This is a genomic window from Acidovorax sp. AC410 (assembly GCF_979253235.1).
In genome coordinates, this window is record NZ_CEEDCG010000001.1 from 6,002,578 (window position 1) to 6,018,073 (window position 15,496).

General features: G+C 67.7%; 14 protein-coding genes and 1 pseudogene. 5 read left to right on the forward strand and 10 right to left on the reverse strand.

Going from position 1 to position 15,496, the window contains the following annotated elements; genetic code table 11:
• Window positions 1-33: 33 nt before the first annotated feature.
• The 7 genes from AC0IZS_RS27850 to AC0IZS_RS27880 form a co-directional block, all read right to left on the reverse strand.
• Window positions 34-594 (reverse strand): sugar O-acetyltransferase, encoded by a 561-nt coding sequence (locus tag AC0IZS_RS27850; RefSeq protein ID WP_471638646.1) that lies wholly within the window; start codon window positions 592-594, stop codon window positions 34-36.
• Window positions 595-616: 22 nt separating this feature from the next.
• Window positions 617-1,792: a Gfo/Idh/MocA family protein gene (locus AC0IZS_RS27855; RefSeq protein ID WP_471638647.1), complete on the reverse strand. Its 1,176-nt coding sequence runs from the start codon at window positions 1,790-1,792 to the stop codon at window positions 617-619.
• An 18-nt stretch (window positions 1,793-1,810) separates the two neighbouring features.
• Window positions 1,811-2,824: a sugar phosphate isomerase/epimerase family protein gene (locus AC0IZS_RS27860; protein WP_471638648.1), complete on the reverse strand. Its 1,014-nt coding sequence runs from the start codon at window positions 2,822-2,824 to the stop codon at window positions 1,811-1,813.
• A gap of 133 nt (window positions 2,825-2,957) precedes the next feature.
• Entirely contained in the window at window positions 2,958-3,938 is a 981-nt protein-coding gene (locus tag AC0IZS_RS27865) for a substrate-binding domain-containing protein (protein WP_471638649.1), read from the reverse strand.
• Window positions 3,939-4,048: 110 nt separating this feature from the next.
• A complete protein-coding gene (locus AC0IZS_RS27870; protein ID WP_471638650.1) occupies window positions 4,049-5,086 on the reverse strand; it encodes an ABC transporter permease in 1,038 nt (345 codons plus the stop codon).
• Window positions 5,067-6,554 (reverse strand): sugar ABC transporter ATP-binding protein, encoded by a 1,488-nt coding sequence (locus tag AC0IZS_RS27875; protein WP_471638651.1) that lies wholly within the window; start codon window positions 6,552-6,554, stop codon window positions 5,067-5,069. Before AC0IZS_RS27875 ends, AC0IZS_RS27870 begins: the two co-directional genes overlap by 20 nt.
• Window positions 6,551-7,765, reverse strand: coding sequence for an ROK family transcriptional regulator (locus AC0IZS_RS27880; RefSeq protein ID WP_471638652.1), 1,215 nt, complete (start codon window positions 7,763-7,765; stop codon window positions 6,551-6,553). The genes AC0IZS_RS27875 and AC0IZS_RS27880 overlap by 4 nt, the downstream gene beginning before the upstream one ends.
• A gap of 253 nt (window positions 7,766-8,018) precedes the next feature.
• Between AC0IZS_RS27880 and AC0IZS_RS27885 the strand changes: the two genes are divergently transcribed.
• The 4 genes from AC0IZS_RS27885 (at window position 8,019) to AC0IZS_RS27900 (ending at window position 11,749) form a co-directional block, all read left to right on the forward strand.
• Window positions 8,019-9,869 carry a bifunctional metallophosphatase/5'-nucleotidase gene (locus tag AC0IZS_RS27885; protein WP_471638653.1) on the forward strand — a complete coding sequence of 617 codons (1,851 nt, stop codon included), beginning with the start codon at window positions 8,019-8,021 and terminating at the stop codon, window positions 9,867-9,869.
• Window positions 9,842-10,303 carry a hypothetical protein gene (locus AC0IZS_RS27890; protein ID WP_471638654.1) on the forward strand — a complete coding sequence of 154 codons (462 nt, stop codon included), beginning with the start codon at window positions 9,842-9,844 and terminating at the stop codon, window positions 10,301-10,303. The genes AC0IZS_RS27885 and AC0IZS_RS27890 overlap by 28 nt, the downstream gene beginning before the upstream one ends.
• A gap of 145 nt (window positions 10,304-10,448) precedes the next feature.
• The gene (locus tag AC0IZS_RS27895; RefSeq protein ID WP_471639584.1) at window positions 10,449-11,012 is read left to right on the forward strand and encodes a trypsin-like peptidase domain-containing protein; all 564 of its coding nucleotides are present in this window, start codon (window positions 10,449-10,451) and stop codon (window positions 11,010-11,012) included.
• A gap of 119 nt (window positions 11,013-11,131) precedes the next feature.
• Window positions 11,132-11,749: an immunity protein Imm33 domain-containing protein gene (locus tag AC0IZS_RS27900; protein WP_471638655.1), complete on the forward strand. Its 618-nt coding sequence runs from the start codon at window positions 11,132-11,134 to the stop codon at window positions 11,747-11,749.
• Window positions 11,750-12,189: 440 nt separating this feature from the next.
• On the opposite strand, the pseudogene AC0IZS_RS27905 reads toward AC0IZS_RS27900, so the two are convergent.
• The 3 genes and pseudogenes from AC0IZS_RS27905 to AC0IZS_RS27915 all read right to left on the reverse strand — a co-directional run bounded on the left by AC0IZS_RS27905 (window position 12,190) and on the right by AC0IZS_RS27915 (window position 14,276).
• Window positions 12,190-13,309, reverse strand: a pseudogene (locus tag AC0IZS_RS27905) (IS110 family RNA-guided transposase).
• Between the two features lie 114 nt (window positions 13,310-13,423).
• A complete protein-coding gene (locus AC0IZS_RS27910; RefSeq protein WP_471638656.1) occupies window positions 13,424-13,873 on the reverse strand; it encodes a hypothetical protein in 450 nt (149 codons plus the stop codon).
• Complete coding sequence (locus AC0IZS_RS27915) at window positions 13,851-14,276, reverse strand: DUF6882 domain-containing protein (RefSeq protein ID WP_471638657.1); 426 nt, start codon at window positions 14,274-14,276, stop codon at window positions 13,851-13,853. Before AC0IZS_RS27915 ends, AC0IZS_RS27910 begins: the two co-directional genes overlap by 23 nt.
• 208 nt (window positions 14,277-14,484) lie before the next feature.
• Between AC0IZS_RS27915 and AC0IZS_RS27920 the strand changes: the two genes are divergently transcribed.
• Window positions 14,485-15,489, forward strand: a complete 1,005-nt coding sequence (locus tag AC0IZS_RS27920) for an endonuclease/exonuclease/phosphatase family protein (RefSeq protein ID WP_471638658.1) — start codon at window positions 14,485-14,487, stop codon at window positions 15,487-15,489.
• Window positions 15,490-15,496: the final 7 nt, after the last annotated feature.

A 15,496-nucleotide genomic window follows, 5' to 3' on the forward strand; every position in this document is an offset into this window, starting at 1 on the left:
TTTCGGGGATCGCGAACTTCGTGTGATCAGCCCCTACTGCGGCAGCTCCCGAATCACCCGGCACGGATTGCCCGCCGCCAACACGCGGGGCGGCAGGTCGCGCGTGACCACGCTGCCGGCGCCGATCACCGCGCCGTCGCCGATCGTCACCCCGGGGCAGATGATGGCGCCGCCGCCGATCCAGACGTCATCGCCAATGGTCACCGGCAGGCACAGTTCGATGCCGGTGGCGCGTTCGGCGGGCGACAGGGGGTGCGATGCGGTGTAGATCTGCACGCCGGGCGCGCACAGGGTGCGCGCGCCGATGCGCACCGGCGCGCCGTCGAGCACCACGCAGTTGAAGTTGAAGTACGCGCCCTCGCCCAGCGTGATGTTGTAGCCGTAGTCGCAGTGGAAAGGCGGCGTGATCTGCACGCTGGCAGGCTGGCCGGGCAGCAGCTGCGCCTGCAGGGACTGCAGTTCGCCTGCGGCCTCGGGCCTGGCGTGGTTGATGGCGTGGCACAGCTGGCGGGCGCGCAGGCGGTCGGCCACCAGTTCAGGGTCGGCGGCCTGGTACAGGGCGCCGGCAATCATCTTGTCTTTTTCTGAGTTCATGGGGCCATTCTGGCCCCGGCACTCATGCCCTCTCGCCTGCCAGGGCCGTCCACTTGCGCTCGCTTTGCGCGGATTCCAGCACGCGCTCGATGAAGCGCACACCGCGCGCGCCGTCTTCCACGCGCGGGTAGTCGGCAGCCAGCGGGTCGGCCGGCTGGCCCGATGCACGGGCGCGAATGTCGGCGGCGACCCCCAGGTACACATTGGCAAAGGCCTCGATGAAGGCCTCGGGGTGGCCCGATGGGATGCGGCCCGCGCGCAGCGCAGACGGGCTGAGCCAGGGCGATCCGCGCGTGAGGATGCGGCGTGGTCCGTCCACCGGCGAATGCACCAGGTGGTTGGGGTCCTCCTGGCGCCAGGTGATGGTGCCCAGCGTGCCCGAGACCTGCAGGCGCAGGTCGTTCTCCAGGCCCGCTGCCACCTGCGATGCCACGATGACACCGCGCGCGCCATTGGCGTAGCGCAGCAGCATCTGCGTGTCGTCGTCAAGCCGGCGGCCCGCGCCGAAGGCGGTGAGGTCGGCGCACAGCCATTCGGGCTCCATGCCGCTCACGGTGGCGGCCAGGTTCTCGGCATGCGAGCCGATGTCGCCCATGGTGCCCACGGCGCCGCTGCGCGCGGGGTCCAGCCGCCAGTCGGCCTGTTTGTTGCCGCCGCCCTCTTCCACCGCCGTGGCCAGCCAGCCCTGGTTGTACTCCACAGTGACCTTGCGCAGCGTGCCCAGGGCGCCGCTGTGTACCAGGTGGCGCGCCTCGCGCACCATGGGATAGCCGGTGTAGTTGTAGGTCACGCCGAAGACGGTGCCGGCCTGGCGCACAGCGGCCACCAGCTCGTCGGCCTGCGCGCTGGTGTGCACCAGTGGCTTGTCGCACACCACGTGAAAGCCCGCCTGCACGAAGGCCAGGGCCACCGGGTGGTGCACATGGTTGGGGGTGACGATGCTCACCAGGTCGATGCGCTCACCGGCGGGGCGGCGCAGCTCGTTGGCCAGCAGGTCCTGCCAGCTGCCGTGGTTGCGCTCGTCGGCCAGGCCCAGGGCGGCGCCCGAGGCGCGGGCCCGCTCGGGCGAGGAAGAGAGCGCGCCCGCCACCAGCTCGAACTGCCCGTCCAGCGCCATGGCCTTGCGGTGCACGGCACCGATGAAGGCGCCATTGCCGCCGCCCACCATGGCATAGCGCAGCTTGCGTTCAGAGGACATGGAATCCCTTGTTGGTTATTATTTCGGTTGCTCGTCGCGGGCAAACACGGCGTCGAAGGCGCCTGCGGCCGGCTTGAAGTCGAGCCGCTTGCAGAACGCCGCGCTTTCTGTGGCGCCGTGCACGCGGTCCATGCGGCTGTCCTCCCACTCCACCGAGAGGGGGCCCTGGTAGCCGATGTCGTTGAGGGCGACGATGATGGATTCAAAATCGATCATGCCGCGGCCCACGCTGCGAAAGTCCCAGTGGCGCCGCGCATCGCCGAAGCTGGTGTGCCCGCCGAACACGCCCACCGTGCCGTCACCCTTGCCCCACCACACGTCCTTCATGTGGGCGTTGTAGACGCGGTCGGCAAACTGGCGGATGAACTTCACGTAATCCACACCCTGGTAGGCCAGGTGGCTCGGGTCATAGTTGAAGCCGAAGCGCCGATGGCCCTTGACCGCCGCAATGGCGCGTTCGGCCGAGGCGATGTCGAAGGCAATCTCGGTGGGGTGCACCTCGAGCGCGAAGTTGATGTCGTGCTGCTCGAACACGTCGAGAATGGGGCCGAAGCGCTGCGCGAAGTCGGCAAAGCCCTTGTCCCAGTACGCCTGGCTGGTGGGCGGGAAGGCATAGATCGCATGCCATACCGACGAACCCGTGAAGCCGGTGACCGTCTTCACGCCAAACTTCGCGGCGGCCCGCGCCGTGTCGGCCAGCTCGCTGGCTGCGCGCTGGCGCACGCCCTCAGGGTCGCCGTCGCCCCACACGTGCGGCGGCAGGATGGACTGGTGGCGCTCGTCGATGCGGTCGCACACGGCCTGGCCCACCAGGTGGTTGCCGATGGCAAAGCATGCCAGGCCGTGCTGGGCCAGCAGCGCTTGCTTGTCCTTCACATAGTGCGCGGAGGCCAGCGCCTCCTGCACGTTGAAATGGTCGCCCCAGCAGGCCAGCTCCAGGCCGTCGTAGCCCATGCTGCGTGCCAGCGGCGCGAGCTCGGCCAGCGGCAGGTCGGCCCACTGGCCGGTGAAGAGGGTGACGGGTCTTGGCATGGGTGGGGCTCCAGGAAATGGGGGCAGCGCGTGCTGTGTCAGGCGGCCCATCGCAACAATCGACCTTGGTGCAGCGGGCGGCCATGGCACGGCCGCTGCGATGGAGGCCCAAGGCCCCCATCAGGCGTCCCGATCAGAAGGGAGAGTCAGGGAAGTAGAAGCTCTTGGCGTTCTCTTTGGTGATCAGCACCGAAGGAATGATGGTCGTGGGCGGCAGCTTGTCGCCCTTGATGCGCGCTTCGGCCGTGAGCTTGATCGAGTCGTAGATGAACTTGGGGCTGTACGACACGTTGGCCTGGATCAGCGGGTTGCTGCCGTCGGCCAGCGTCTTGATCATGCCCTTGGCACCGGCGCCGCCGAACACCAGCTTGATGTCCTTGCGCTTGGCCTGCTCGATGGCCTTGAGCACGCCCACGGCCATGTCGTCGTCGGCTGCCCACACGGCGTCGATCTTCGGGAAGCGGGTCAGGTAATCCTGCATGACCTTGAAGGCGTCGTCGCGGTTCCAGTTGGCGTACTTGGCGTCCAGCAGCTTGATGTCGGGGTGGTTCTTGAGCACCGCGTTGAACGCGTCCATGCGCTCGTTGTCCAGCGTGGTCGCAATGCCGCGCATGGCCACCACATTGCCCTTGCCGCCCAGCGCCTTGGCGATGTACTCGGCCGGGATCTTGCCGAAGGCGGTGTTGTCGCCAGCCACATAGGCGTCCTGCGCGCTGGTGTCGGTCAGGCCGCGGTCCACCACGGTCACATAGATGCCCTTGGCCTTGACCTGGGCGACCGGCTTGGTCAGCGCTGCCGATTCGAAGGGAAAGATCACCAGGGCGTTGATCTTGCTGACCGTGACCAGGTCCTGCAGCTGGTTGGCCTGCTCGGGCGCACCGCCGGCCGTCTTGACGATGACCTGCAGGCCGGGGTGGGCCTTCTCCAGGTCCTTCTTGGCCTGGTTGGCCCAGTACACGATGCCGCCCGTGAAGCCGTGCGTGGCCGACGGAATGGCCACGCCCACCACGACCTTGTTGGCCTGCGCCATGGCGGGGCCGGCCAGCGCCAGTGCGGCTGCGGCGCCCACGGCCGAGAGGGCCAGGCGGCGGGTGAAAGTAAGTTGGCTGTTCATGATGCGTTGTCTCCTGTTGCTGTTGCTTTGATGAAAAAGGCCATGGAAGCTGGCCGGCTGGGGAACACGAAAGTCAATGACACCTACCGAAAAACCGATTCAAGAAGCCATCACCGCTTTCCGCGCTGCATGAACGCGACCGCAATGATCACGAAGCCTTGAACGGCGGCATTCAGGTACACGCTGATGATGCTGGTCAGGTTCAAAATATTGCTGATGACCGACAGCAGGATGGCACCCACCACCGTGCCGGTGATGCTGCCGGCCCCGCCCTTGAGGACCGTGCCGCCCACGATCACTGCGGCAATGGCTTCCAGCTCCCACAAGAGGCCCGTGGTGGGCGATGCCGAGCCCAGGCGCGGCACGTAGAGCAGCGTGGCGATGCCCACGCACACCCCGAGCAGCATGTAGGTCAGGATCTTGATCTTGTGCACGTCCACCGCAGCGTACTGCGCCACCTGCTCGTTGGAGCCGATGGCCTGCACATAGCGGCCATAGGCCGTGCGGTTGAGGATGACGCCGCCGACCAGCGCCACCAGCAAAAAGATCCACACCGGGATGGGCACGCCCAGCAGGTTGGCGTAGTACACGGGGCTGTAGAGGTCTGACAGATCGTTCTCCAGCGTGATGGCGCCGCCGTTGGAGAAATAGGTGAGGTAGGCGCGGAAGATGCCCAGCGTGCCCAGCGTCACGATGAAGGGCTCGATGCGCCCTTTGGTGATCAACAGGCCATGCACCAGCCCGAACACTGCGCCCAGCACCACCGCCAGCAGCATGCCCACCACCACGGCGGCCATGGGGGAGCCGAGCACCGGCGCCATGGCGTTCATGAACAGGATGACCGAGCCGGCGATCAGCGCCGCCATGGAGCCGACCGACAGGTCGATACCGCCGGAGATGATGACAAAGCACATGCCCACCGCGATGATGCCGATGAAGGCGGTGCGCGTGAGCACGTTCATCACGTTGTCATAGGTGGCGAAGTTGCTGTTGAGCAGCGTGCCGGCAATGCACAGCAGCACCAGGCCGATGACGGGGCCCAGCCCGTGCAGCTTGCCCCACCAGGCGGTTGCGGCACCGTGGCGGCTCCCGGCCACCTGCGCGGTGGGGGCGTTTTCAGCGGGTACGTCAACGGGTACCTGTGGCATGGACGATCAACTCCTCTTCGGTCAAATGGGGCTCTTGGAGCGTGGTCTGCAGCCGGCCGGCGCGCATCACCGCGACGCGGTGGCACAGGCCGATCAGCTCCATCAGCTCGGACGAAATCACGATCACCGCCAGGCCCTGCGCTGCCAGGCGCTGCACCAGGTGGTAGATCTCGCGCTTGGCGCCCACGTCCACGCCGCGCGTGGGCTCGTCGAGCACCACCACGCCGGGGCCGGGGTGCAGCACCTTGGCCAGCGCGAGTTTTTGCTGGTTGCCGCCCGAGAGCGACGAGGCACGCACATCGAGCGAGCCGGTGCGGATGCCGAACTCCTGCACCGCGTCGCGCAGCGCGGCCTGCTCGGCCGCCGGGTTGAGCCAAGGCTTGGCATAGCGCTCCAGCGCTATCAGCGTGAGGTTGGGGCGCAGGCTGAAATGCACGTGCAGGCCCTTGCCCTTGCGGTCTTCGCTCAGGTAGGTGAGGCCATGGCGCGCGGCGTCGCGCGGGCTTTTCAACTGCACGGGCTTGCCCGCCAGCTCCACCGTGCCGGCAGAGCGCGGGCGCAGGCCCAAGAGGCCCTCGAACAGCTCGGTGCGGCCTGCGCCCACCAGGCCGGCAAAGCCCAGGATCTCGCCGCGCCGCACCTCGAAATCGACATCCTGCGCCCAGCCTGGCACCGTGAGGCCGCGCACCTGGAGGATGGGCTCGCCCGCCGGGGCGGGCAGCTTGGCAGGGAACAGGTCGGCCAGCTCGCGGCCCACCATCAGGTTGGCCATCTGCCGGCGCGTGACGCTGGCCGTGGGCTCGCGCGCCACCAGCAGGCCGTCGCGCATCACCACCACCTCGTCGGTGGTGCGCTCCACCTCGTCGAGCTTGTGCGAAATGTAGATGATGGTCACGCCCGCGGCCTTGAGTTCGGCCATCAGCGCGAACAGGCGCTCCGTCTCGCCGGGGGTCAGCGTGGCGGTGGGCTCGTCCATGATCAGGAGGCGCGCATTGCGGGCCAGTGCGCGGGCAATCTCCACCAGCTGCTTTTCGGCCACGATGAGCTTCTTCACGCGCGTGTCAGGGTCCAGCGGCAGGCCGACCTGGGCCAGGGCTGCGCGGGTCTTCTCCCTCATCGCTCGATCGTCGAGGAAGAATCCTTTCTTGATCTCATGGCCCAGGAAGACGTTCTGCGCAATCGTCAGGTCGTCCGCCAGGTTGAACTCCTGGTGGATCAGCACGATGCCCTGGGCCTCGGCCGCGCGCGAGCCGCCGCCGGGGGCACGCACGGCGCCATCGACCACCACCTCGCCGGTGGTCGGGCTTTCATACCCGGCCAGTATCTTCATCAGCGTGGACTTGCCCGCGCCGTTCTCGCCCAGCAGGCCGTAGACCCGGCCCGGCTGCAGCGCAAAGCCCACGCCATGCAGCACGCGCACGGGCCCGAACTCCTTGGTCACGTTGCGGAACTCGACAGCGACGCTCATCGTGCGGCCCCCGTGGAACGCGAAGACTGGGCCATGCTCTCCTGCATGGCCAGCACGCCCGCGCCCACCACGCCGGCATCGTCGGCCAGGGGGGCGTACTGGATCTCCAGGTGGCGCGTGGACAGGGCCAGCGAGCGGTGGTACACGCTCTGGCGCACCGAGGCCAGGAACAGCGGCCCCATGTCTGCCACCCGGCCGGCGATGAACACGTGCGAAGGGTTGAAGAAATTGACGATGGAGGCCAGCATCTGCCCCACCAGATTGCCCGCGCGCTGGATGATGGCGTTGGCCGCCACGTCGCCCGCACGGCTGGCCTGGGCCACATCCTCGGTGGTCAGGGTGCCGGTGGCCTGCAGGCGCTCGGACAGCAGCGCGCTTTCGCCCGCCTGGGCCGCCGCCAGCGCCATGCGCGCCATGGCGGGCGCGGCGGCCATGGCCTCCACGCAGCCCTGGTTGCCGCAGTGGCAGCGCGGGCCGGCCTGGTCCACGCAGATGTGGCCCACGTCGCCGGCCGAGCCATTGGCGCCCCGGTACACCTGGCCATGGCAGACGATGCCACAGCCGATGCCGGTGCCCACCTTGATGACCAGAAAGTTGGGCAGGTTGCGCTGCAGCCGCCACAGCTCGCCCAGCGCCATCAGGTTCACGTCGTTGTCCACGAACACCGGTGCGGCAAAGGCCTCGCGCAGGTAGTCGCGGATGGAAAAGCCGTCCCAGTCGGGCATCAGCGGGGGGTTGACCAGTTGGCCGCTTTCAAAATCCACCGGCCCCGGCACGCCCATGCCGATGGCGATGACCTGCGATGCCGGCAGCCCGCAGCGCGCCATCAGTTCGCGCATCAGGCCGCGCAGCCGCGCCAGGATCACGCCCGGGCCCTGGCGCACGTCGATGGGTTCGCGGTGCCGTGCCAGCACGGTCATGTCGGGGCGCATGATGGCCACCTGCATGCTGGTGGCGCCCAGGTCGGCGCCAATCACCACGCCCAGGGTCTCGCTCAGGCGCAGGGTTTCGGCACGGCGCCCGCCGGAGGACTCCTGCAGGCCCACCTCGTCGAGCAGGCCCTCGTCCAACAAGGCCGCCACCCGCGCGTTGGCCTTGCTTTTGGAGTAGGCCAGCCGCTGCGCCAGTGCATGCCGCGACGCGCCCGCCGACCAGAAAATGGTCTGCAGAACGTCCAGGTCTTCAGTGCCGCAGTTGTGCCAGCGTGCCAAGGCTTGTCTCCTGTTTTATGTGGCTGACCTTGCAAGGCCGCAGTGGGCCCTATCCAGGTCGCCTGCACCTTGTTTGGTGCGTTGGACAAATACTATGCGGCCCACTTAGGCCACACAAGACTTAACTTAGACCTAATTTAGGTCAAACAAGCATCTTCATCGCTTTGTCATGGTGGCTGGGTCCACTCAGGCAGCAGACCAGAGTCCGCGACTGCCTCAGGACACCGAGAAACCAACATCAGCGAGGGAATCCATGACATTGCGATTGACCGCCGCGGCCTTCGCCGCCCTGGCCGCCACTTTGATCGCCTGCGGCAGCAGCGGCGGCAGCGAGCCGCCGTTCACCGTCAAGCTGATCGGCTTCAACGACTACCACGGCAACCTGGAATCCCCCGGCACCTTCGGTGCCAGCGCCGCCGTGCCGGCAGCCGAGCGCCCGCCGGTGGGCGGCGCCGAGTTCATGGCGGCCCATGTCGCCAGGCTCAAGGCCCAGAACCCCAACAACGTGGTGGTGGGCGCCGGTGACTCGATCGGCGCCTCGCCGCTGATCTCCGCGCTGTTCCAGGACGAGCCTGCGGTGGAAACGCTCAACCGCATCGGGCTGGAGTTCAATTCGGTGGGCAACCATGAATTCGACAAGGGCTCGGCCGAGCTGCTGCGCCTGCAGAACGGCGGCTGCAAGACCGGCGAGCCCAACAGCTGCAAGGGCGCGGTGGCCGGCACGCCGGTGCCGTTCGAAGGCGCAAAGTTCAAGTGGCTGTCGGCCAACGTCATTGCCACCGCCACCGGCAAGCCCCTGCTGCCGGCCTATGGCATCAAGGAGTTCAAGGGCGTCAAGGTGGCCTTCATCGGCATGACCTTCAAGGCCACGCCCACCGTGGTGACGCCGACCGGCGTGGCCGGCCTGGAGTTCCGCGATGAGATCCAGACGGTGAACAGCCTCATCCCCGAGCTCAAGGGCCAGGGCATCGAAGCCATCGTGGTGCTGGTGCACGAAGGCGGCTTTCAGTCTGGCACCGTGTCGGACATCAACGGCTGCGAGGGCGCGCTCGCCGGCTCGGGCATCGCCACCCTGGTCAAGGGCCTGGACAACGCGGTGGACGCGGTGATCAGCGGCCACACGCATGCTGCCTACAACTGCAAGCTGCCCAACGCCACGGGCCGAGCCATCCCGGTGACCAGCTCCAGCTCATTCGGCCGCGTGCTGACCGACATGGACCTGACCATCGACCCGTCCACGCGCGACATCACCGCCGCCACGGCCACCAACCGCCTCGTGGTGCGCAACGACCCCGCCGTGCCCGCCGATGCGGCCGTCGCCCGGATCATTGCCGGCTACAACACCCTGGTCTCGCCCATCGCCAACACGGTGATCGGCTCCATCGCCGCCGAGCTGCCCAACAGCCGCACCGACGGCGCCTGCAACATGCCGGCCGGCGACCTGGTCGCCGACGCCATGCTGGCGGCCACGCAGGGCCCCACCTTCGGCTCGGCGGTCATCGCCCTGATGAACGGCGGCGGCGTGCGCAACCCCGGCTTCACCTTTGCGAGCAGCACGGTGGGCGAAGGTGCCGGCAACGTCACCTACGGCGAGGCGTTCACCACGCAGCCCTTCGGCAACAGCCTGGTGACCATGTCGCTCACGGCGCAGGACCTGAAGGACGTGCTGGAAGAGCAGTTCGCGGGGTGCAAGGGCCAGTCGGCAACGGCCACGCGCGTGATGCTGCCGTCCAACGGCTTCAAGTACACCTGGGACGGCGCCAAGGCCTGCGGCGCACGCGTCAGCAACGTCACGCTGCGCAGCGGTGCCTCGACGGAGACCATCGTTGACGCTGCGGGCGCGGTCGCCAACCCGGCCAAGACCTACCGTGTCACCATGAACAACTTCATGGCCGATGGCGGTGATGGCTACTCCACCTTCCTCAAGGGCACCAGCCGCCTGGGCGGCGCGCAGGACATCGACGCGCTGGTGGCCTATCTGTCCGGCTTCAAGGCGCCCAAGGCTCCGTACACGCTGGGCAGCAACCCCAACGATGCGGGCGGCAGCCGCATCAACCGCACCGGCACCAGCACCGCATGCCCGACCGGCGCCGTCACTTCCTGAGCGGCCTGCTGGCGCTGGCGGCGGCCGGCCCGCTGGCGGCCTCGCCGGCCACCGAGGAGAAGCTCAAGGCGATCATGCAAGCGGCCGCCGCCCGGCCGCCTGACGCCGAGCGCCTGCGCGAGCGCGAGGCCCTGTTGCGCGAGGCCGAGGCCGCGCTGGCGGCCGGCGATGCGCAAACGGCCGAGCAGGGCTTTGACCGCGCCGCGATGATCCTGCATTCGGCCGATACCGAGATGGGCCTGGTGCGCAGCTACATGCAATCGGGCCAGTACCGGCGCGCACACGGCAGGTGCGCACCTCGACGTGGTCGGCGGTGCGGCGCTGTATGCCTGGCTGCTGCACGCGGGCGGGCAGGACGTGATCGCGCGCAAGCTGCTGGCCGATGCGCAGGCGCGCGCGCCCTCGCAGCCGCTGGTGGCCGGTGTTGCCCGTGAGCTCGCATCGGGCGCGCCGCATGCGAGCGGCGACATGCTGCTGGCGCCCGCGCGGCTGGCTCCGTACAGCCATCCCAACAACCTGGCGGCACTGCCGCGCAGCGCGCGCATGGTTGCGGCCGGCACCCTGGTGGATGAAGGCCGCATGGCGCTGGTGCCCGCACGGGCCGTCGCCGCCGGCCGGCGCCTGTGGGTTCGCAACGGGCTGGGGCAGCTGGCGCCGGCCACCGCCATGCCGGTGCGCAGCGAGAGCGGGATCGCCCTGCTGCGCCTGGGCAGCCCGCTGCCCGCGCCGTCCACGGGCAGCGTGCCCGCCGACGTGTTCCCAGGCGCCGTGGCCTTCGCCGTGGCGTATGCGCAGACCAACGATGCAGGCGCCGCCTGGCCCCTGCTGCGCACGGGCTTCGTCGGTGCCGCCAGGGGTGCGCAGGGAGATCGTGAGCTCGATACGGCCATGCACCAGGGCCTGGCGCCGGGCGGGCCGGTCTTCGACCAGGCAGGCCGGCTCGCGGGCATTGCGCTGCCCGACGGGGCTGGTGGTGCCGGGGGTGACGGTGGTGGTGCCAGGCTGGTGGCCGCGCCCCGTTTGCGCGCGGTACTCCATGGGCGGGTGGCGCTGCCCGTTTCCACGGACGGTGGCCGCCTGGGGCCCGACGCGGTGTACGAAGCAGCGCTGCGCAGCACCTTGCAGGTGATCGCCGCCCGCTGAGGCGGGCGCAAGCTACAAGGCCTGCACCTCTGCAGGCTCGTCTGCGGGCTGCGTGGTGGAGCCCGGGTCGGCGCAGCCGCTACCATCTCGCGGCACACCCGGCGATTCCACCCTGCCCCATGATCAGCCTTCAAAAATCCATTGCCCACGGCCTTTTGACCCTCGCCTGCCACGACGATCTGGACCACCAGGGCCAATGGCTTCTGGACCTGATTGCCAGCCGGGACCAAGCAGGGCCGGGTCTGGCAAGCGGCACGACGGTACAGGTGGGCTGGTCGGTACTGACCCTGGCGGCCACGGCCAACGGGGTACTGGAAGTCCGCGAGCCGGCCTTCGACACCGACCCGCTGACCGCCACCCGGGCAGAGGTCTCCACCACCTTGCGCATCCTGGCGGCCCAGACCGACCTGCTGCGCCGCGTGGGGAGCGAAGGCCTGGCGGCGCGCTTCGACGACAAGGTGGTCGTGCAAAAGGGCTGCCTGGCCGAGCCCGGCATCTATGCCCAGCGGTCGGAACCCACACCGGGAGATTCCGGGTGGTATGTCGGGCTGGCCGACGGGCCCGCGGCGGCGGGCGCCAAGGACCTGGAAGCGATCCGCCTATATCAACTGCTGGTGTTGCGCCCCCACCTGCTGGCAGCGATGGCGCTGCCCGTGGACTGGATCTGCGTATGGCAGGGCGATGAACTGCGGGGGATTGCCGACGACCGCAACCAGGAGCGCTGGGCAACGGCCTGAAACGCCTTAGGAGCGTGCGCGGCAGAAGGAGCATCGGCTGCAACGCCCGACAAACCGGTCTCGCCGGGTATCACCTCCGGCGCCCAGGGGGCCACCCTGGGCTGGTCGGTACTACCCAACGATCCTCGGTTTTCGAGCGTTTCGCTTCGATGCCTTCTGCCGCGCACGCTCATATGGTCGCCATTGTCAATACTGTCAGTGCCTCATTTGGTGTGCGTTCTCTTAGGATCGATCGGGTGATGCGACACGAGCGTTTGCAGCGACGATGAATCAGACTCATATCCGCGGATTGGTTACCAGCACTTCATCGATTCGTCGCGGGCCTGCCTCGCTCTAGGATCGGGGATCTGCCTTGCGGTGCCCTGGTAGGAGCGTCGAGGGTTGCCCTATCGTTGCTCGTATCGCATCGCCAGATCGATCCTGTTGCGTGTTATGCCCTTTCAGTTTGGCTGGCCCTGCTCGCGCTGCGCCTGCATGCCGATGGCCCAGACGAAGCCTGCCAGCTCCCTTGCGACGGCGATGCAGGCTTTGTTGGCCTGCAAGCCACGTGCACTCAACGCCGCGAAGCGCTGTGTCAGCCGCAACTGCGCTGTCCATGCCATCCTTCGTATCGGCTCGGACAGATCCTGTTGTCGGATCTGCGCTTGTTTGCCGATGCGCGCCTTGAAGCGGTAGTTCCAGGCGGCTTCAGTCAGCAGCCGCCGGGCGTGCGCGTTGCCGGTCTTGGTGATGCTGCCCCGGCTCGTGCGCTGACCACTGGAGTGCTCCGAGGGCACCAGACCGAGGTAGCCCATGAGTTTGCGTGGATGGGCAAAGCGTCCCAGATCTCCAATCTCCGCTGCCAAGCCAATCGCCGTGATCGCGGCGACACCACGCAGTGCCTGCAGCGCACCAACCACCGCCTCAAAGCGCCAGCCAGTGATCGAAGCCTGCAGCGCCTTCGTCAGCCGGTCAACGCGATCATCTGCAGCCGTCACGGCTTGCCAGTATTCGGTGAACGCTGTCTGTGCGGCCCCCACCCCGAAGTTCAGTGTCCCCAGCCAGCGGTAGTAGGCCCCACACCATGAGGTCTTGCCGGTGTATCGCACGTCGTGACGCAGCAAGAATCCCTTGAGTTGGTGGCGGGCCTGCACGCGACTGTTGACTGCATCTTCGCGTGCCCGTGACAGGTCACGGATCGCGTCGTCCTTCTGGGTCGGGGATCCACACGGCAGTCAACTGGCCAGCGCGAGAGCATTCGGCCAGTTGAACGCAGTCGCGCCCGTCGGTCTTGATCCGATCTCCAGGGCGGCGCGGGATCTGCGAGGGGGCAATGATCTCGCACAGGTAGCCCCTGCTGTGCAGAGCACGCTGAAGGCCAAAGCCGGTGGGGCCGGCCTCGTACACGATGTGCAGCTGATCGGCGTTGCCGACCTTGGCCAGCACCTTGAGCAGCTTGCTCACATCGTGCGTGACCTTGCCTATCAGGCGCCCGGGCACTCGGCCAGGCTCGGCCGCTGCGATGCTGATGCTGTCTTTGTGGACGTCCAGGCCCACGTGAATCTTGCTACTCTCTTGCATGGTCGGTCTCCTTGTTGCTGACGACGCAAGTCACAGCATGTAGCGCTACGTCCTTGGACGCAATCTACGATGTCGGAGACCGGCCGCCTATCCAGGGGGCGGCGACCATGATGTCTAGATGCTGCTGGAGTCCGTGGCGACCCAGTGAAAACTGCCCGACTCGCGCAGCCACCGGAAGTGGACCTCCAGGCCCAGGTAGTCGCGATCCGCTGCATTGAGCGCATTCTGCCGCTCAATGCAGCGCACGAAGTAGCTGAAACATACCTCCCTTCGTCTGCCGACCTTCGCAAACCAGGGCTCGTCCTGAATCCAATAGCGCTCGGCAGACAGGTAGCACTCGCCGGTCAGCCTTTCCAGATCGGGGAATGCATTGCCAGCCGGCAGCTCGCTGACGTACTGCGCTACCCGGCGCCACACCTCGGCCTCGATCACGGCGCGCAAATCCTGGAGGGCTTCGTGGTCTACACCCTCGAAGCGATCACACCGCTCCACATCCACTGGCCCCGCCCATGGTGGACTGGGAATGCGCGCAAACCGAAGCTCAGGCGGCGGCATGGAGGACATAGCAAACCCATGGCTCCTGGTTCTTGGTCTTGAACACGGCAATGCCTTGCAGATGGTGCAGTGCCAGGGCGCACAGCTCGTCCATATCGCCGGGGGTAGCGCGCAATTGCGGGGTATCGAACACCTGGTAGCCGGTCTGGGCCGCCAGCTCCCTGACCTGAGCGGCCCTGTTTCTTGAAAGCACAGGGAACACGTCGTTGGCCCATGCCCAGGCGAGACTTTCCGACGCGGGCAGGTAGGTAGCGATGGGGGTCGCCTGGTACACGCAGGTCGCCTGGCCACCATCGCCGGTGAGTGTCAGCGTCGCCGTTTCCTCGTCGATGTTCCATGCAGAAAAGCCGGCAATGGCCTGGCTGAAGGCCTCCTGCCTGGCCCGGTACCCGTCCATGGCAATGCGCAGCAAGTCTGCAAACCTGGCGTCTGTGGTGTCCTGATGGTGGCGATGGAGATGCATGGGATTTCAGCCGATAGTATCCGGGTGTCTACTCAGGTGTCGTGGTGCCGCAGGCGGGACAGTGGGCAATCGACCATCCAGCCCAGGCACCATTCCATGATCAGTACATTCCGCAAATTGTCCTGCACCTTCCCCCGTCGCTCTGCCCCTTGACCGTATGCCACAAGCCGCAGTTCCCCGCTTCATCACCGCCAGGGCCCGGTGGCTGGCCTGGCTGTGCGCCCTGGGCGCGCTCGCGGCGCCGGTAGCGCGCTTTCTGCCGGCGGACCAGGTGCCCTCGCTGCAATGGCTGGTGGAGCTGCCGGCCCACTGGCAGTGGCTGTACCTGGGGGTGGGGGCGATCTCGCTGGTGCTGCTCATGCTCTCGGGGCGCAACGGCATGGGCAAGGGGTGGCTGGCCCTGCCGGCCCTGGCAGCCCTGGTTCTCGGCGGCGTCTTCCTGTGGCAGCCGGCCACGCTGCCGCGCGGCACCGAGCCGGCCGACCCCGGCGCGGTACTGACCGTGGGCACCTCCAACCTCAATGCGGCAACCACCGACTTCGCCCCGCTCACCCACTGGCTGGCCTCGGCCGATGCGCCCGATGTGGTGTTCCTGCAGGAGTTCACGGAGCTGGCACATCAGGCGCTCATTCGCAGCCCCGCGGTGGCTGCGCGCTACCCCCATCGCCTGGCCGTGCCCCAGCCCGACCCGTTTGGCCTGGCCATCCTGTCGCGCCACCCCCTGTCGGGCCTGCAGACGCTGCAGCCGCAAGACCTGCACGATACCCTGCGGTTGCGCGCCACCGTGGCATGGAATGGCAAGGCCGTGTACCTGAGCGCGCTGCACCCCATGCCGCCGCTGGACGAACGCTTCGCCCAGGCCCGCGACCGGGCCCTGGTGCAAGAGGCGCAGCACCTCGCAGCACAACCGGGCGGCCTGGCACTGATGGCGGGGGACCTGAACATCACCCCCTGGGCTCGCGGGCTGTTTACCGTGGAGGGCAGCTTGCGCCGCGCCAATGGTGCGGCGCCCAGTTGGCCCAATGCCTTCGGCTGGCTGTCGGTGCTGCCGCTCGACCATGTGCTGGCGTCGAAGGGCTGGCAGGTGGTGGGTGGGGACATCGGGCCGGACCTGGGGTCGGATCACCGGCCGGTGGTGGTGCGGCTGGTGGCTACGCCCTAGTCCAAGA